Raw genomic sequence first — 18588 nt, forward strand, 5'->3', positions numbered from 1 at the left:
CGCGCGCCAGCGCGCGCCGGCCGAACCAGCCAACCCCTCAGGAGGACTGACGTGGGACTCGTCACCGCGACCGGCACGGCCATCCCGGAATCCAGGCTCGCGGAGCTGGGGGAGGCGATCAGGGGCCGGACCATCACCGCGCAGGACGCCGACTACGACGAGCGCAAGCAGATCTGGAACGGCTACTTCCAGAAGAGCCCCGGTGCCATCGTCCAGGTCGACGGCGCCTCCGACGTCGTCAAGGTCGTCAACTTCGCCCGCGAGAACGACATCGAGCTGGCGATCAAGGGCGGCGGCCACTGCTTCGCCGGCACCGGCACCGTCGAGGGCGGGCTGCTGCTCGACACCTCCCGGCTGCGCGGCATCCACGTCGACCCGGCCAAGCGCCGCCTGGTCGTCCAGCCCGGCCTGGAGCAGGGCGACGTGGACGCCGAGACCACCAGCTTCGGCCTGGCCGTCACCGGCTCCCAGGAGTCGTACATCGGCATCGGCGGCCTCACCCTCGGCGGCGGCCTCGGCTGGCTCGCACGCTACCGGGGCCTGCTCGTGGACAACCTGATCTCCGCCGACCTGGTGCTCGCCGACGGCCGGCTGGTCACCGCCACCAAGGACGAACACCCCGACCTGTTCTGGGCGATCCGCGGCGGCGGCGGCAACTACGGCGTGGCCACCCGCTTCGAGTTCGACCTGCACCCGCAGGGCGACTGCATGGCGGGCCTGCTGGCCTTCCCGATCGACCAGACGGTCGACGTGGCCCGGCGGCTGGACGAGTTCAACCGGACCGCCCCCGACGAGCTGACCACGTCCTTCGCCTTCCTCACCGCCCCGGACGGCTCACCGGCCATCGGCCTGGGCTTCGTGCACGCCGACCCCGACGAGTCCACCGAGAGCCTGATCGGGCAGATGCGCGGACTGGGCACCGGCGCGCTCCTCGACTTCTGCGGCCCGATGCCGTACGTGGCCGTGCAGCGCATGCTCGACGAGAACACCGTCGCCGGCCACCGCTACTACCCGCGTTCGTTCCTGCTGCCCGAGCTGCGCGACGAACCGCTCCAGATCCTCGCCGACGGGTTCGTCAACGCCCCCTCCGAGCGGAGCCTCGTGGGCGGCGGCCTGATGGGCGGCGTGATGTCGAACGTACCGGCGTCGGAAACTCCGTTCCTGCACCGCGAGGGCTACCTGACCAGCATCCTCACCTCCTGGACCGACCCGGCCAAGGACGAGGAGGCCGTCGAGTGGACGGAGAAGGTGTACGCCGAGCTGCTGCCGTACACCACGGGCGCGGTCTACGCGAACCACCTGGGCGCCGACTCCGCGGAGCGCATCGAGGACGCCTACGGCTCCAACTACGAGCGGCTGACCCGGATCAAGGCGGACTACGACCCGCAGAACTTCTTCCACACCAACAACAACATCAAGCCCGCGGACCGGACCTGACGAAGGGCCCGCCCGCGGACCGCGGGCGGGCCCCGAATCCCCCTGAGAACGGGGCCCCGCAGACGACGGCGCCCGGACCCCACCCCCGTGGTCCGGGCGCCGTCCCGCGTGCGCTCAGCCGGCCAGCCGGATGACGCTCACGCCCTCGCGGACCGTGAGCACGCTCTGGCGCACCCGCGGGTCGGCGGCGACATGGGCGTTGAACGCGCGCATGGCGAGGGTGTCGGGCTGCTGGTCCCGCTCGTTGGCGACGCCGCCGAACTGGAGCACGTTGTCGGCCAGGATCAGCCCGTGCGGGGCCAGCTTGGGCAGTACCGCCTCGTAGTAGTCGACATAGCCGGGCTTGTCGGCGTCGACGAAGACCAGGTCGAAGGGGCCGGGCAGGTCCCGCACCGAGGTCAGGGCCGGGCCCTCCCACAGGGTGATGCGCTCCGCCCAGGGCGAGGCCGCGAAGTGCTTGCGGGCGATCGAGGCGTGCAGCGGGCTCAGTTCGCAGGTGTGCAGCTCGGCGTCCCCGGGCATCGTCTGGGCCATGCAGAGCGCCGAGTAACCGGTGAAGGTGCCGATCTCCAGGATGCGGCGGGGCCGCAGGGCGAAGACCAGGGAGGCCAGGAACTCGCCCTGCATGCTTCCCACCATCATGGCCGGCAGCTCCGTGGCGGCCTCCGTGTCGGCCACCAGGGGGGCCAGCCAGGGCGGCGCGGCGGAGGAGACCTCTTCGGCGTACTTCTCCACGACGGGGCGAACGATCATCCTCGGTTCCTTTCCGCAAGGTCGGTGGGGGCGGACAGCCGCCCGGCCAGCCACCGCGTCAGCTCCGCCTGGGCCGGCCCGCGCAGATAGAAGTGGCCGCCGGGGAAGGCGGTCACATCGGTGCGCCCCGAGGTGGCCGCCGTCCAGGCCGCCGCGTCGTCCGCGTCGACCTCGGGGTCCTCGGTGCCGTAGCAGACGCTCAGCGGCACGGAGAGGTCCCGGGCGGTCTGTGGGCGGTAGGTGCCGACGAGCCGGTAGTCGGCGCGCAGCACCGGCAGGGTCATCTCGCGTATGCCCGGCAGTTCGAGCAGCCGGGCGTGGGTCCCGCCGAGCCGGCACACGTCGGCCCACAGGCGGTCGTCGTCCAGGTGCTTGTCGTCGGGTTTCTGCCGGGCCGGTCCCGGACGCCCGGAGACGACCAGCCGCTCCGGGAGCTTCTCGCCCGCCCCGCCCAGGAGGCGGGTGACCTCGTGCGCGACGGAGGCGCCCATGCTGTGCCCGAAGAACCACACCGGTTTGTCGTCGAGCCGGGTGAGCGCCTTGGCCAGCGGCTCCACCAGGCCGGGCATGTCGGTGCAGCAGGGCTCGCCGATGCGGTCCTCACGGCCGGGGTACTGCACCACCATGCCCTCCACCCCGTCGGGCAGTGCCCGCACCAGCGGCCGGTAGAAGCTCGCCGAACCGCCGCCGTGCGGGAAGAACACCACCCGCCGGACGGCGTCGGGGCGGGGGAAGTAGGCGCGCAGCCACGGGTTCGGGACGAGGGTGCTCATGCCGGGCCCTCCCACAGGTCGGCCGCGGCGAGGAGCTCGGGCGGCGCCTTCGGGTGGTGCAGCCGTACCGGCCCGCAGGCCTCGGCCACCCGCATCCCCAGCTTCGCCAGGCCCACGTGGTACTGCACGTGTCCCCGGCTGTCGGCGCCCGCCCGGACGTCGTCCCAGGTCGCGGCGATGGCGCGGGCCGTGGCCTGCGGCCACAGCTCGCCCAGCACCTCGTCGTACGGTGCGCCCCCGGCCGGGCCCAGGTGCTCCACGCTCGCCACCTTGAGGTGCGGGGCGGCCGAGTCGCCGAAGCGCACCAGGTCCTTCATGTCGCCGGGCATGTGCGGGCGCGTGCTCCACTGCACCGGGCCGTGCGTGTTGACCAGGGTGAGGTGCCCGCCGTCCGTGCCCAGGGTGATGCGGTGGAAGAGGTGGCTGTAGTTGTCGGGATCGGAGGGAACCAGTTCGTTCTGGAGCCGGAAGGACATCGGCACGCCGGCGAAGCGGCCGGTGAGGCTCCGGTACGGTGCGCCCTCCGCCGCCGGGAGCACCCCGTCGATCCCGTGCGGGCGGATCGACCCCAGCGCCTGGCCCAGCACGTCGAAGACCGTGTAGAGCACCTGGAACGCGCAGGTCACGTCGAGGAACAGCGGCCGCTGCCGGGCCACCAGGGCGCGGGCGGCCGTGATGAAGCGGCGCACCGGCTCCACGTGCGGGTAGTGGGTGTTGAGCCGGAAGACCGCCCCGGACTCGGTGGCGGCCCGCAGGCACGCCACCAACTCGTCCGGGTGCAGGGGGTGTTCCTGGAGCACCGGCACGCCGCGCCGCAGCAGCGCCCGGGACAGCTCGGGCCCCGGGCCGCCGTTCATCACTCCGCCGACGACCACGCACGCCAGGTCGACGTCGTCCGGGACCTCCTCGACCGTGTGCCACAGCGGCACGCCGTAGTGCGCGGCGCAGGCCCGGCTGCGGGCGCTCCCGGACGCCAGGATGCCGGCCAGCTCGAAGCCGAAGTCCGCCCGCTCGAAGGCCGCCAGGTAGGCGCGGCCGAAACCGGTGCCGGCCACCAGGACGCGCGGCCGGGTCCGTGGGCGGCTCACAGTTCGCCCTCCTCCATGGCACGGGCCGCCAGGATCGGCCGGTCGACGACCTCCAGCAGCCCCACCGCGGGCTCGGCCCGCAGCGCGGCGAGCACGCTCTGGGCGTCGAGCACGTCGGAGCCGAAGTGCACACCGGGGGGCACCGCGCCGTCGAGCACCGCCAGCACGGCGAGCGCGCCGACGAGCCCGGTCAGGGCGTAGGTGTCGCCGGCCCGCAGCGCCAGGCTGCGGGTGGCGGGCCGTCCGGCGTCGTCGGCGCCGGTGACCTCGAACAGCATCAGCTGGAAGGGGTCCCTGCCGAACAGGTCGAGGGCGGCGGCCCGGGTGAGTTCCTCGGCGGCCGCGGTGAGATCGGACTCGCCGCGCATGGCCCCCTGGAGCCTGCTGAGGCAGTTCATCATGTGTGCGCCGCCGTCGAAGACGTTGTACCAGTCGATCTCGGTCAGCCCGGTGAGCTCGGGCAGCCGTGCGGACTCGAAGCTCAGGTAGGGGTAGACGTCCACCCGGTTGTTCGCGTACGGCAGCTCCACGCCGGTACGGGGCTCCAGCTCCCGTTCCACCCGGATGCCGCCGCGGATCGCGCCCCGGGCCTCGCCGTACGCGCCGCCCAGCGAGAGCAGGTAGTCGGCCGCGCCGGCCGGGGTGAGCCGGTCCATCGTGCCCACGTAGGCGGTGAGCCGCCGCGGGTCGTCGAGGGTGGCGCACAGGTGGCGGGGGAGCAGTCCGGTGAGTCCCGGCTGCATGCCCGCGGTGATGACGGCGGTGCCGGTGAAGGTGCCGGTGCGGGTGAGGGCTTCCAGGAGGGGTTCGTCGCCGCCCGGGTCGACGTAGTCGGCGCCGGCCGCGGCGGCGGCCCAGGCCACCTTGTCGAGGACCTGGTAGGAGGGGCCCGCGCAGTTGAGGACGACGCGGGCGCCGCGGCAGAACCGGGCCGCCGACCGCCCGTCGTACAGGTCCACCTCGACCGCCTCGCCGCGCAGCCCGGACTTGGCCAGCAGGGCTTCGGCCTGCGTGCGGTCGCGCCCGCCGAGCCGTACCACCGTGTCCGGCCGGCGTTCGGCGATCACCCGCAGGGCGGCGGCGCCGACGGCGCCGTAGGCGCCGACGACGGCGAGGGCCGGGGCCGTGTCCGAGGGGGTGCTGTGGTCGCTCACGCGTTCTCCTCGTCGGGCAGGTCGATCACGGCGGAGGTGATCAGCTCGCGGCAGGTGAAGTGGTCGCCCGGCACGGTCTGCCGTACCAGTCCGCCCACGCAGACCGACTCCCACAGCGCCGTCATGTCGGCGGCCATGGCGGGCCAGACCGGGGATTCGTCCTCGTGCACCAGCAACCGGGCCTCCCCGGTGTAGACGCCGGGATCGTGGGCCGCGACACAGGCGGCGAAGGCCCGTCCCCGCACGAGCCGTTCGGCGAGTTCGTCGGCACCGAGGCCCAGCGCCCCGGCCAGCTTGGCGATCCGGTCCCGGCGGGGGAGCGCGCCGAGCACCGCGGCCGGCTCGCCCGCCGCCCGCAGCTCCGGCTCGCTCCGGTCCGCCAGAGCGGCCAGTGCGCCCGGCGGGACGTCCCCGGCCGGGGCGAGCACGGCCAGGGCCGCACCGAGGGCGGGCACCTCCGGGTAGCCCAGGGCGGCCGGGTCCTGACCACGGTCCAGGCACAGCAGCGCCTCTTCCAGGACGTCGTCGCGGACGGTCGCGGGCAGCGGATAGCTGCTCAGCACGGTCAGCCCGCACACCGGCGCCCCCAGCTCGGTCAGCTGCTGGGCGACGGCGAGCGCCAGCACGCCCCCGCTGTGCGCGCCGACCGGGTGGAACGGACCCGGGCTCAACGACCGCACCCGCGCCACGATCTCCTGCGCCACGTCGTCCAGGGTCTGCCCCTCGGCCACCCGCACCGCCGGCACCACCACGACCGGGTCACGCGTCCCCAGCCCCTCGGCGAGCCGTTCCGCGTGGCCGCCCAGCCCGTCGCCGATCAGGACGTGCACCGGGTTGCCGAGCTCGTCCGCGGCCCCGGCCAGCACCAGCTCCTCACCGGACCCGGCCTCCTCGGACACCTCCTGCCCCTGCTGGAGGAACGCGGACAGCTCGCGCACCGACGCCCCGCCCAGCAACTCCCGCAGCAGCTCGTCGAAGAAGACCTCCTCGGCGGCCGGCACCTGCTCGCGCAGCGCCGTCACCAACTGCGCCGCGAGCAGCGAATCCCCGCCCAGGGCGTAGAAGTTGGTGTCGAGCGGCACCTCGGACTCGCGCAGCACCTCCGCGTACACCGCGGCCACCGCCAGCTCCAGTTCGCCGGCCTCGCGCGAGCCCTCCGCGGCGGCCGCCGCACCCGGCGCCCGGTGCTCCTGGGCCCACCCGGCGAGGACGGCGCGGTCGACCTTGCCGTTGCCGGTCAGCGGCAGCCCGTCCAGCACCTCGAAGCGCGACGGGATCATCTCCGCCGGGAGCCGCTCGCCGAGCCGCCGGGTCAGCTCCTCGGTGTCCAGGGGCACGCGGTCGGTCTTGAAGCGGGCCGCGAAGACGTGCATCCCGATGCGCGCCAGCTCGTCCTCCGGCGCGGGCACGCACAGCTCCAGTTCGGCCCCGGCCCCCTCCAGCAGGTCGTACCACTGGTGGCGGCCGATGAACGTCTGGTCCTTGCCGTGGCGCACGTCCTGGAAGTCCCCGGCGGTCGCGTCGAAGAGGAACTCCATCGAGGTCAGGATCTGGTAGTTGTCACGCGTCGTCTCGATGAAGACCAGCCACCCGCCGGGCACCAGCGCCTCGCGCATCCGGCGCAGGACCGCGCGGGCGTCCTTCGCGTAGTGCATGACGTTGCCGCACAGGATCACGTCCACCGAGTTCGGCCGGACGCCCTGCTCGCGGTAGGGCTCGTTGAAGTCGAACAGCGCGTAGTCCACCCACGGGTGCTCCGCGAACCGCTCGCCCGCCTTGTTGAGGAAGAACTGCGACACGTCGCTGAACGTGTAGCGGACGTTCGCGCCCTCCAGCGCCGGAATGGTGTCGACGCTGGTGCCGCCGACGCCCGCTCCGACCTCCAGCACCCGCAGCGGGCGGCCCGAGGTGTTGCGCCGGGCGACGCCCAGCACGGTGGAGGTGGCCAGCCGGTTGAGGTAGCGGGAGAGGAAACCCTCCATGTAGGCGGCCTCGTGGATGCCGAGGTCGCCCTCGGGGAACAGCATCCGCAGCGGGTCCCGCTCGTCGCGCATCAGCTCGGGAAGGTGGGTGGCGGCGAGCTTGAAGTAGTCCACCAGCTCCGGGCGGTCGTTGGCCTCCGGCAGCAGCCGGTCCACCTCGGCCCACGCCTCCTCGACGTCCCGCGGGGTCACCAGCCGCAGGCAGCGGTACGCGCCGTCCTCGGCCCGGTCCAGGTAGCCGTTCTCCGCGCAGGCCGCCAGCCAGCGCCGTACCAGCCGCTCGTGCTTGGACGCCACCCTCGCCAGCCGCATGATCTCGGACGTGGTGTGCCGGGCGGCCGCGTCCGGCCACACGCCCTCCTGCCGCAGCACGTCGACCATGCGGCGCAGCGCCGCGTCGTCGAGGACGGCCGCGAACTCCACCACCTTGCCGACGTCCACCCCCTCGCGGATCTCGTCGGCCGCGGCCAGCACCTCCGGCACGAGGCCCGGGTCCACGGCGTGGGCGGCCGGACCGGCGGGCGCGGGCGAGACGAAGGCGACCAGCCTGCGGTCGTTGCGCTCGCCCTGCGTGGTCACCGCGACCGCGTCGACCTGCGGGTCGGCGGCCAGCGCCGATTCCACCTCGGCGAGCTCGACGCGGTGTCCGCGGATCTTGACCTGCCGGTCGTCGCGGCCGATGAACTCCAGGGTGCCGCCGGGCAGATAGCGCGCCAGGTCGCCGGTCCGGTACACCCGCTCACCGTCCGGCAGCGCGAAGAAGCTCGCCGCCGTCTTCACCGGGTCGCCGAGATAACCCTCCGCGAGACCCGTGCCGGCGATGTACAGGTCGCCCACCACCAGGTCGGGGCTGGGCCGCAGGAACGCGTCGAGCACGTGGAAGCGCTGGTTCTCCAGCGGAGTGCCGTACGGAATGCTGGGCGCGGCGGTGTCGACCTCGCCGATCGGGTGGAAGATCGACCAGATCGCCGCCTCGGTCGCCCCGCCCAGGCTGAACAGCTCGACCCGGGGGAGGCGCCGGCGCACCGCGTCGGGGAGCGTCACGGGTATCCAGTCGCCCGACATCATGCCGAGCCGCACGCTCGGGCAGTCGCGGCCGTCGCCGCGCAGGTACTCCTCGAGCAGCATCATCTGGGCGGGCACCGTGTTGAGCACGGTCACGCCGTGCCCGGCGATCAGCTCCGCCCAGTGCGAGGGGTCGCTGCGCCGCTCCGGATCGGGCAGCACCAGCGTGCCGCCCCGCCCCAGGACGCCGAACACGTCGAACACCGACAGGTCGAAGCCCAGACTCGAAAGACCCAGCGCGACGTCCTCCTCGCCGACGCCGAACCTCCGGCAGACGTCGTCCAGGGTGTTCACCGCCGCCCGGTGACTGATCTCCACGCCCTTGGGCTCACCCGTCGAGCCCGACGTGAAGATGACGTACGCGCTGTCGCCCGGAGCGGCCGGCACCTCGGTGAACTCGGCTGCGGACGCGTCCAGCCGGTCCACGTCGACGCGTTCGACACCGTCGGGCAGCGCGAGACCGGCGGTGCTGTGCGAGAGCACCAGGCCGATCCCGGCCGACGCGAGGATCCCGTTGCGCCGGACGTCGGGCTGGCTCGCCTCGACGGGGACGTACACGCCCCCGGCCAGCAGCACCCCGAGCGCCCCGGCGATCTGCTCCCAGCCCTTCTCCAGCACCACCGCGACCCGCTGGTGCGGCCGGTGGCCCCGGGCGACGAGCGCGGCGGCGACCGCGGCGGCGCGAGCGGTGAGCGTCGCGTAGTCCACGCTCCCGCGGTGGTCGACGACCGCCGTCGCCCCGGGACGCCGCCAGGCCTGGTCGAGCAGGGCCCGGTGCAGCAGCGCGTCACTCACCGGCCGGGCGGTGTCATTGGCCGCGGCACGCCGTTCGGCCTGGTGCGCGGGAAGCGCGAGCGGGTCGCCGTCCCACGCCCCGGCCCCCTCGGCGAGCCGGTGCAGCAGGTCGCCGAACGCGGCGAACATGTCGTCCAGCACCGGCTGGGGCACGGTGTCGTCCCGTACGTCCCAGTTGACGAGCAGCGCCCCGCCCGCCTCCATCGCCTGGCAGTCCACCCACACCTGCGGCGTCTGGCTGATGCCGTTGCTGATCTGTGCGCGCATCATGCCCTGCGGGGCGAGCCCGTCGGACAGCCCGATGGCGCTGGTGAACACCACCGGCATCATCGAACCCTGCTGCCCCCGGCGGCGGGTCAGCTCGCGCAGCACCTCCACACCGGAGAACAGCCGATGGTCGAGGTCCTCGAAAAGCTGCTCGCCCGCCCGCCGGGCCCGCCCCGCGAACGTGTCGGCGCAACCGCCGTCCACCGCCAGCAGCTCCACGGAGGTGAAATCGCCGACGATCTCGCCCACGTCCGGGTGCAGCGGCAGCCTGCTGAGCACCGTCACGTCCAGGGTGAAGCGGGGGCTGCGGCTCCACCGGCCGATCACCTCGGCGTACGCGGCCATCACCGCCGTCGACGCCGAGATCCGCTGCTCCCCGGCACGGGCCTTGAGCGCCGACCACAGGGCGGGCTCGAGACGCAGCTCGCGGCGGGTGAAACCGGCCGCGCCCTGCCGGCTGGGCTTCTCGACCAGCGGCAGCTCGGGGGCGGGCGGCAGGCTGTCCAGGCGGGCCGTCCAGTAGTCGCGGTCGCGCTCGTACGCGGGCCCCTGGCGCACCGCGCGCTCCGCCCGCAGGTAGTCGCGGAAGGAGATGCCGGGGGCCTTGAGGGCGGCGTCGGGGTCCTCGTAGAACGTGCCGAACTCGTCCAGCAGCCGGTAGATGCTGACGTAGTCGGCGATCAGGAAGTCGATGGAGAAGTGCAGGACGGCCCGGTCGGCGAGCGCGGTGACCTCCAGCGAGTACAGCGGGCACTCGGTGACGTCCTTGGACTCCGCGGAGAGCCTGCCGCGGACCTCGCGCAGCGTCTGCTCGCCCGCCGCCGGCGGCAGCCCGGCCGCGTCGTGCCAGCCGATGACCGGGGCGGGCGGGTCCTTCAGCACCCGCTGGAAGCCGTCGTAGTCGATGACCACGCGCAGCATCTCGTGCCGGTCCACCACCCGCTGCCAGGCCCGCAGCAGCCTCTCCCGGTCGAGCGCCGGGAACTCCAGCTCGCCGTACGCGTGACAGGGCACCGAGCCGTACTCGAAGGCGCCCCGGCGGCCCAGCAGGTAGGCGGACTGGACCTCGGTGAGCGGGAACGGCTCGTGGGCGGCGTCCGGGTCGGGCTGCACCCGCTGCGGGGCGCGCTCGCGCAGTTCCCGCAGTACGTCGTCCCGGCTGCCGGTGAGCAGGGCGCGGCGCTCCGGGGTCATCGCCCCCTCCGGGCCCCGGAAGCGGAGCCTGCCCTCGTCCTCCCACAGGTGCAGTCCGGCCTGTTCGAGTTCGCTGATGATGTCGGCGGCGGTCACAGGACACCTTCTTCCAGTCGGGCGGACGCGTGGTGCGGGTGGCTGCCGGAGATCTCGGCGTCGATGACGGCGGAGATCCGGGCGACGGTCGGGTGGTTGAAGAGCTGGCGCAGCGAGAGCTCCACGCCGAAGCGCTTGGCGAACTGCTGGACGACGCGGGTGGCGGTGAGGCTGTCGCCGCCCAGGCCGAAGAAGTCGGCGCTGCGGCCGACGCCGGGGGCGTCCAGCAGCTCCGCCCACACCTCGGCCACCGCGTGCTCGGTGTCGCCCTGCGGCCGGTCGTCGGCCGGTGGCTCCGCCGTCGCGTGGCGCAGCCCGTACAGCTCGGCGACGGCGGCGCGGTCCACCTTGGCGTTCGCGTTCAGCGGCAGCGCGTCGACGACGGTGAGGTGCTCGGGGATCATGTGGGCGGGCAGGTGCGCGGCCAGTGCGGCCAGCAGGTCCGCCGGGGCCGGCGCGGGGGCCGCGCCCGGCTCGCAGGTGACGACCGCCGCCAGGCGGCGCACCCCGGCGCTGCCGTCCACCCACGCCACCGCGCGTGCCACGGCGGGCAGTTCGCGCAGCCGGGTCTCGATCTCGCCGAGTTCGATGCGGTGCCCGCGCACCTTCACCTGGTGGTCGCGCCGGCCCAGGAACTCCAGGACCCCCGAGGGGTGATAGCGGCCCAGGTCGCCGGTGCGGTACCACCGCTCGCCCCCGGCCGTCACGAAGGACGCGGCGGTGCGCTCCGGGTCCCCCCGGTATCCGAGCGCGACCCCCGCGCCCCCGATCCACAGCTCGCCCGGCACGAAGTCGGGCCGGTCGCGGCCGTGCGGGTCGACCACCCGGAAGCGCTGGTTGGCCAGCGGCCTGCCGTACGGGACCGACACCCAGGCGGGGTCGACGGCGGTCACGTCGTGGGCGTTCGACCAGATCGCGGCCTCGGTGGCGCCGCCCATGGCGACGAGCAGGGCGTTCGGGGCGCAGGCCCGCAGCCGGTCGTACAGGTCCAGTCCGACCCAGTCGCCGGAGACGATCGCCACCCGCAGCGCGGGCAGACCCGGCCCCGACTCGCAGGCCACCAGCAGCATGTCGAGCAGGGTGGGCACCGTGTTCCAGACGGTGACCCCGTGCTCGACGGCGAGAGACGCCCAGACGGCGGCCTCGCGCCGGACGTCCTCGGTGAGGGTGACCACGGTGCCGCCCGCCGCGAGCAGCCCGAACAGGTCGTAGACGGACAGGTCGAAGTCGAGCGCCGAGACCTGGAGGGCCACGTCGCCGGGCCCCACGCCGTAGCGGGAGTTGACGTCGTCGACGGTGTTGGCGGCGGCCGCGTGGGTGATCTCCACGCCCTTCGGCTCGCCGGTGGAGCCCGAGGTGTAGATGACGTACGCGAGCTGCCCGGGGTCGACCGGCACGGGCTCCGCGAGGGGAGCGGCCGACGACGCCTCGGCGACCGGCACCCTGCGCACCGCCTCGTCCCAGTCGCCGCCCGGGGCGGCGTCCGCGACCAGCGCCAGGCGCGCCCCCGCCGACCGCACGATCCGGTTGCGGCGCGCGGCCGGCTGCCCGACCCCGACCGGCACGTACGCACAGCCCGCGGCCAGCACTCCCAGAACCGCGTCCACTTGTGCGGGCCCCTTGGGCAGCGACACCACGACGGTCTCGCCGGGCCGTGCCCCGAGGGCCACCAGGTGCCCGGCCACGGCGAGGGCGCGCCCGGTCAGCTCGGCGTACGTCACCGCCGCGCCGGACTCCGTGCGCACCGCGACGGCGTCCGGGGTGCGCCGGGCGGCCTCGAAGACCGGCGCGTGCAGGGTCCGGGCGGGGAGGTGCGCGGCGGTGTCGTTCGCCTCGGCACGGACCCGCGCCTGCCCCTCGGGCAGGGCGATCGGCGGGGCCGGCCGCGACCAGTCGCTGTCGGCCAGCGCGACCAGCAGCCGGCGCATCGCCTCCAGGGCCGCCGGGACCACCCCGGGGCTGTAGAGGCCCTCGACGTGGTCCCAGTTGACGGCGAGCCCGCCGTCCCGTTCCACCACCTGGCAGTCCAGGGCGACCTGCGGGCTCTGCGAGAGGCCGCGCCGCAGTTCGCCGAAGCCGAAGGTGAGGTCCTTGAAGTCCGCGCTCACCCCGAGCGTGGAGGTGAACACCACCGGCATCAGCATCTGCCCGCCCCCGGTGCGCCGGGCCAGCTGCTGCAGCACCCAGGTGGTGGAGACGTCGCGGTGCTCGATGCCCTCCCAGATCTGCCCCTGCAACCGGCGCACGGTCTCGGTCCAGGAACCGTCGGGCCGGCTGTGGTGTCCGAGCAGCAGCAGCGAGGTGAAGTCACCGACCACCTGGTTCACCTGGGGGTGCACGTCCTGCCGGTCGAAGACCGTCAGGTTGAGCGTCAGCGAGGTCTCCGCGCTCCACGCCGCCAGCACCTCGGCGAAGGCCGCCGCGACCACGGCCGACGGGGTCAGTCCCTCGTCGGTGGTACGACGGCGGAGTTTCGCCCAGGTCGCCGCGTCGATGCCGAACTCCTCCCGCACGAAGCGCGGCCGGGCGATGTGCTCCGGGTCGAGGGCGGTGGGCAGCGCCGGGGCCGCGGGCAGCTCCTCGATCGCCTTCAGCCAGTACGCCTCGTCGCGCGCCCGCGCCGCCGGGTCGGTCCGCCGGGTCAGCAGGTAGTCGCGGAACGACAGCTCCAGCTCCGGCAGGCGCAGGTCCGGTTCGGCGTACAGCGCGTTCAGCTCGGTGAAGATGGTCATGATCGACAGCGCGTCGAGCACCACGTAGTCGAAGCCCACCCCGAACACCGTGCGCCCGTCCTCCCGCTGCACGGCGCGCACGTCGAACAGCGGCCAGGACGTGACGTCCAGCACCTGCTGGGCCATGGCGTCCCCGAGTGCGGCGACCGCCTGCTCGTGGTCGGCCGCGGTGGTACGGGTGACGTCGAAGCGGTAGTGCGGCACCTCGGGCAGGATGCGCTGGCCGCCCTCGCCGTCGAGCACGGCGCGCATCATCTCGTGCCGCCGCACCAGCGCGTTCCAGGCGGCCTCCAGCCGGCCCAGGTCGACCCGGTCGCCGGCGAACTCCCAGTACCAGTACGAGGCCACGCCGCCCAGCGCGAAGTCGGGATCGCGGCCGAGCCAGTAGGCGCGCTGCACGTCGGTGAGCGGGAACGGCTCGTGCCGGCGGGCGGGGTCGGCCGGGACCGTGTCGGGGGCCCGCGCCCCGGTGCGGGTCAGCGTCCCGGCGAAGCCGCCCACCGTGGGACGGGTGAACAGGTCGCCGAGCCTGGCCTCGTACCCCTGCCTGCGCAGCGCCGCCAGCAGACGGGCGGCCTGGAGGCTGTCGCCGCCGATGTGGAAGAAGTTGGTGTTCCGGCCGAGCGGCCCGGACCCCAGCAGCTCCGCCCACAGCGCCGCGACCGTCTCCTCCGCCCCGCCGCGGGGGGCGTCCGCCGCGCCGTCCGACCTGTGCGCGGTCAACGCGGCGGCCAGCAGCCGCCCCGCCCGCGCACGGTCCACCTTGCCATTGCGGCTCAGCGGCAGGGCGTCGACGGCCACCGCCCGCGCGGGCACCATGTACGCGGGCACCTGCCGGGCGGCGGTCGCCAGCACCTCCTCGGTGTCCACGGTGTCCGGAGCGAGCAGCGCGTACAGCGCGCCGCCGTGCCCGGCCAGCGGTGTCACCACCACGCCCTGCACCCCGGGGTGCAGGGCCAGCGCCCGTTCCACCTCGCCCAGTTCGATCCGGTAGCCGTTCACCTTGACCTGGAGGTCCGCCCGGCCGAGGAACTCGATCACCGCCCCGGGCCGGTAACGGGCCCGGTCGCCGGTGCGGTACCAGCGCACCCCGTCCGCCGCCACGAACTTCGCGGCGGTCAGCTCCGGCGCGCCCACGTACCCCCGGGCCACCCCGGCCCCGCCGATCCACAGCTCGCCCGCCACCCAGTCCGGGCGGTCCCGGCCGTGCTCGTCGACGACCCGGCAGAGCTGGTTGGGCAGCGGTACGTTGTACGGGATCGAGGGCCAGGCCGGATCCACCTCCGCGACCTCCTGGACCGTCGAGTGGATCGCGGTCTCCGTCGTCCCGCCCAGCACCACGAACACGCTGTCCGGGCGCAGCGCGTGCACCCGGCCCGGCAGGTCGAGCCCCGCCCAGTCGCCGCCCAGGAGCTGCAGCCGGAACGGCCACCGGTCCGGCCCGGTCCGCTGGGCGGCGGTGGTCAGCGCCATGTCGAGCAGCGCCGGCACGCAGTTCAGCACAGTCGCCCGGTGCTGGGCCGCTCTGCGCAACCACACCTCGGGGGAGCGCCGCTCCTCGTCGTCGACCAGGACCAGCGCGCCTCCGGAGGTGAGCGGGCCGAAGACGTCGTACACCGAGAGGTCGAAGTCGAGCGCCGACAGGCACAGGGTGCGGTCGCCGGGGCCCACCCGGTAGCGCGCGTTCAGCGCGGCCACGGTGTTGAGGGCCGCCGCGTGCGTCTGCTCCACGCCCTTGGGCTCGCCGGTCGACCCGGAGGTGAAGATCACATACGCCGGGTCGTCGGGCGAGACGTCCGCCGGCCGCTCCAGGAGCGGCACCTCGGGAGCGGTGCAGCACCGTACGTCCACATACGGAATCGGGCCCTCACCGGTGTCGCGGACCACCGCGCACCGCGCCCCCGACAGCGTCTCCACGGTGCGCCGCCTGGCCTCGGGCTGCTCGGTGCCCACCGGCACGTACGCCGCGCCCAGCGCGTGCACCGCCAGCACCGCCACCACCTGCTCGACGCCCTTGGGCAGGGTGATCACGACCCGGTCGCCCGCGGTGACCCCCGTGGTGCGCAGGACGTGCGCCAACCGCAGCGCCCGACGGGCGAGTTCGCCGTACGTCAGGGCCTCTCCTTCGCCCCAGAGCGCCGCCGGAGCCCCGCCGCGCTCGGCCGCCCGCCGGAAGAACTCCTCGTGCAGCGTCCGGCGCGGCAGCTCCGCACGCGTGGCGTTGGCGGCGCGGCGGGCCTGGAGCTGCGGTGCGGGCGGGCGCACCGGCAACGCCTCCCACCAGGCGCTGGGCTGCGAGGCCAGCAGCCGCACCCGGTTGACGAAGGCCTCGAACATCGCCTCGGGGACCCCGTCCTCGAACAGGTTCTCCGTGGTCTCCCAGTTGATCAGCATTCCGCCGTCGTGCTCGATCAGCTGGAGGTCGATCCACACGCCCGAGGTCTGCGAACTCATCCACACCGGAGCGCCGAGCACCGCGCGGGTCGCCCCGTCGAACAGCTCGCCCAGGCTCAGCGCGCTCGTGAACACCACGCCCGCCCGCCGGTTCGCCCCGGCGGGCGTCCTGGCCAGGTCGCGCAGGACGGACGTGCCGCCGTAAGCGGCGTGCGCGGCGTCCCGCCGGTACTGCTCCTGCACCGCGTGCGCACGCTCCGCGAAGGTGCGGCGCGCGTCCGGCGCCACCCGCAGCAGCAGGAGGTCGGTGAAGTCGCCGACGACCCGGCCCACTTCGGGGTGCACCGGAATCCGGTTGAGCACCGGCAGGTTGAGCAGGAAGTCCGTCTCCTCGCTCCACGCGGCCAGGACGTCCGCGTAGGCGGCGGCGACCGCCATCGACACGGTCAGCCCGTTGCTGCGCGCGTGCTGGGCGAACCTCTCGTACGTCTCCGGGGCCAGCCAGGCGTGCCGGCGCACCGTGCGCACCCGCTCGATCCGCTCCGGCGGCGCGGCCAGCGGCAGCCGGGGCGCCTCGGGGAGCTCGTCGACGCGGTCCTGCCAGTACGCCAGGTCCGCCGGGCGGGGCCGCGGGCCGCCCTCGTCGACCAGCCGGCGGTAGCGGGAGAAGGTCAGGCCGGGCTGCGCGGGGGCGGCGCCCGGGTCCTCGTACAGGCGGGCCAGGTCGCCGACGACGATCCGGAAGCTGGACGCGTCGCAGACGAGCATGTCGATGTCGAGGAAGAGCCTGCCCCTTCCGGCGGGCAGCAGCGCCAGCCGGACGTCCAGGCCGCGGCCCTCGCCGACCGGCAGGGTCTGGTGGGAGAGGGTCTCGCGCAGGTCCGCGAGCCGCTGCCCGCGCTCCGCTTCGGCCGGGCCGCGCAGGTCCACGACCTCGTCCAGGCCCCGGCACTCCGGCAGGATCCGCTGCTCGCCGTCCGGGCCGACCGCCGCCCGCAGCATCGGGTGCCTGCGGCGCAGCGCGGCCACCGCGCCGTCCCAGCGCGCCACGTCGGCGACGACCTCGAACTCGAAGTAGAAGTGCGACCCGCAGCCCAGCGGCATCCCCGGCTGCCGGCCCGACCAGTAGGCGTGCTGCATCGGGGCCAGCGGGAACGCCTCCGCCTCGGCGGCCGCCTCCGGCCCGGCCTCCGGACGCGGGCCGGCGCCGTCGTCGGTGCCGGACAGCAGCGCCGCCCAGGCGCGCACGGTGGGTTCCTCCACCAGGTCGCCGAACGTCACCTCCACACCGGCCTCCTGCCAGGAGGCCGCCAGGTTCATCATCCCGAGGGAGTCCAGGCCGAGGGTGACCAGGTCCTCCTCGAAGCCGATCTCCGCGGCGGGCAGTTCCAGCCGCTCGGCGACGGCGCTGCGGATCTCCTCGGCGGACAGCACGCGTCCCGCCGTCACCTCACTGGTCATCGTGGCCTCCCGTGCGCGGCAGGGGACGGGCCCCGGCCTGGTCGGTGTGGGGCGCCGCGCCGCGGGCGGCGGTCGTGCAGATGTCGACGTACGAAGCGAGCAGCGACCCGGCGAACTCCGGCTCGAACCGGTCGGGGTTGTAGAACAGCAGCACCCGCACCGTGTCCCGGTCCGGCACGGCGACCAGCTCCAGCTCGAAGCGGGTCGCGACGTCGTCCGGCACCAGCACGTCGATGTCGAGACCGCCGGCCCGGGTGGAGTACACCGGGTCCGCCATCATCTGGAACACCACGTCGTCCAGCCGCCGGTCGGTGCCCCCCAGGTTGATCGGCAGCATCTGGAACGGCAGCGCCTGGTGGACGAACGCCTCCATCACCGTGCTGTGCGTGGCCCGCAGGTGCGCGGCGAAGTCGTCCCCCGTCAGCCGGGTCCGCAGCAGCACCATGTTGGCCAGGAACCCCACGGTGCGCCGGTGCTCGGCACCGCGGTTGGCGAACAGCGTGGCCACCGCCAGGTCCTCGGCGCCGCTGACCGACTTCAGCGCCCGGTAGTACGCGGTGAGCAGCGCCACGAACATCGTGGAGCGCTCCCGCTTCGCCAGCGCGTCCAGCGCGGCCACCGTCGGCGCGTCCAGCACGTCCTGGACGAGACGGGTGTCGCGCGGCGCGCCCGCGGTGGCGGGCCGGATCGGCAGCGGAGGCAGCGTCACCTCCTTCAGCCGCTCGCCCCAGAAGGCGCTCAGCCGCTTCCCCGAGGGCCCGGCCAGCGTCTCGCGCTGCTCCTCGGCGAACCGGGAGTACGCGGTGGCCTCCCCCGAGTCCTTCCCCTCCAGCGCGGCGCACAGGTCCTCGAAGATCACGTTGCAGGACCACGAGTCGGTGACCATGTGGTGCATGTTGAGGCAGAGCACGTGGTGGTCGTCGGCGAGCCGCCACAGGGTGACGCGGACGGCGTTCACCCCGGCGTCGATCCGGGTGCCCAGCTCGGCGGCCACCTCCCGGTCGGCGCGCGCCCCGGGGTCCGGGTCGCCGGTCAGGTCGACCTCGCGGATCTCCGCCGTCGCCGTCGGGTGCACGAGTGCCTTGAGGCGGCGGCCGCCGCCGGTGAAGGTGGTGCGCAGCGCCTCGTGCCGGCCGAGCACGGTATCGACGGCCTCCCGGAGCCGGCCGCGGTCGAGCGGACCGCGCAGCCTGCACAGCACCGGGCAGTTGAGCGCGCCCTCCTCGCCCCGGTAGCGGTCGAGGAACCACAGCAGCGTCTGGCCCACGGACGGGCGGATCTCGGTGACTGTCACGTCCGGCAACGTAACGACGGCTGCCGCCCGCGCCGCCGTCGCTGAAAGAAACCTGAGAGGACCGTCAGGGTCCTTTCCTGCCGGGCGGACACCGCCCCCGGCC

The 18588-nt window shown here is 74.2% G+C and carries 8 protein-coding genes; 1 reads left to right on the forward strand and 7 read right to left on the reverse strand.

Going from position 1 to position 18588, the window contains the following annotated elements:
- The first annotated feature begins 51 nt into the window (after positions 1 to 51).
- On the forward strand, positions 52 to 1437 hold the full coding sequence (locus ACIP93_RS24110) for an FAD-binding oxidoreductase (protein WP_401761592.1): 1386 nt from the start codon (positions 52 to 54) through the stop codon (positions 1435 to 1437).
- A gap of 114 nt (positions 1438 to 1551) precedes the next feature.
- Here ACIP93_RS24110 and ACIP93_RS24115 read toward each other — a convergent pair whose 3' ends face one another.
- The 7 genes from ACIP93_RS24115 to ACIP93_RS24145 are packed head-to-tail and all read right to left on the reverse strand — an operon-like array spanning position 1552 to position 18485.
- The gene (locus tag ACIP93_RS24115) at positions 1552 to 2190 is read right to left on the reverse strand and encodes an O-methyltransferase (protein ID WP_345226092.1); all 639 of its coding nucleotides are present in this window, start codon (positions 2188 to 2190) and stop codon (positions 1552 to 1554) included.
- Positions 2187 to 2963, reverse strand: coding sequence for a thioesterase II family protein (locus ACIP93_RS24120; RefSeq protein ID WP_401761594.1), 777 nt, complete (start codon positions 2961 to 2963; stop codon positions 2187 to 2189). The genes ACIP93_RS24115 and ACIP93_RS24120 overlap by 4 nt, the downstream gene beginning before the upstream one ends.
- Complete coding sequence (locus ACIP93_RS24125) at positions 2960 to 4051, reverse strand: Gfo/Idh/MocA family oxidoreductase (RefSeq protein ID WP_345226096.1); 1092 nt, start codon at positions 4049 to 4051, stop codon at positions 2960 to 2962. The genes ACIP93_RS24120 and ACIP93_RS24125 overlap by 4 nt, the downstream gene beginning before the upstream one ends.
- Positions 4048 to 5205, reverse strand: coding sequence for a saccharopine dehydrogenase NADP-binding domain-containing protein (locus tag ACIP93_RS24130; RefSeq protein WP_401761596.1), 1158 nt, complete (start codon positions 5203 to 5205; stop codon positions 4048 to 4050). The genes ACIP93_RS24125 and ACIP93_RS24130 overlap by 4 nt, the downstream gene beginning before the upstream one ends.
- Entirely contained in the window at positions 5202 to 10604 is a 5403-nt protein-coding gene (locus ACIP93_RS24135; protein WP_401761597.1) for an amino acid adenylation domain-containing protein, read from the reverse strand. The genes ACIP93_RS24130 and ACIP93_RS24135 overlap by 4 nt, the downstream gene beginning before the upstream one ends.
- Entirely contained in the window at positions 10601 to 17191 is a 6591-nt protein-coding gene (locus tag ACIP93_RS24140) for an amino acid adenylation domain-containing protein (RefSeq protein ID WP_401761599.1), read from the reverse strand. Before ACIP93_RS24140 ends, ACIP93_RS24135 begins: the two co-directional genes overlap by 4 nt.
- Positions 17181 to 18485: a condensation domain-containing protein gene (locus tag ACIP93_RS24145; RefSeq protein WP_401761601.1), complete on the reverse strand. Its 1305-nt coding sequence runs from the start codon at positions 18483 to 18485 to the stop codon at positions 17181 to 17183. Before ACIP93_RS24145 ends, ACIP93_RS24140 begins: the two co-directional genes overlap by 11 nt.
- Positions 18486 to 18588: the final 103 nt, after the last annotated feature.

It is taken from the genome of Streptomyces sp. NPDC088745, from assembly GCF_044751045.1.
GTDB classification, from domain to species: domain Bacteria; phylum Actinomycetota; class Actinomycetes; order Streptomycetales; family Streptomycetaceae; genus Streptomyces; species Streptomyces cremeus.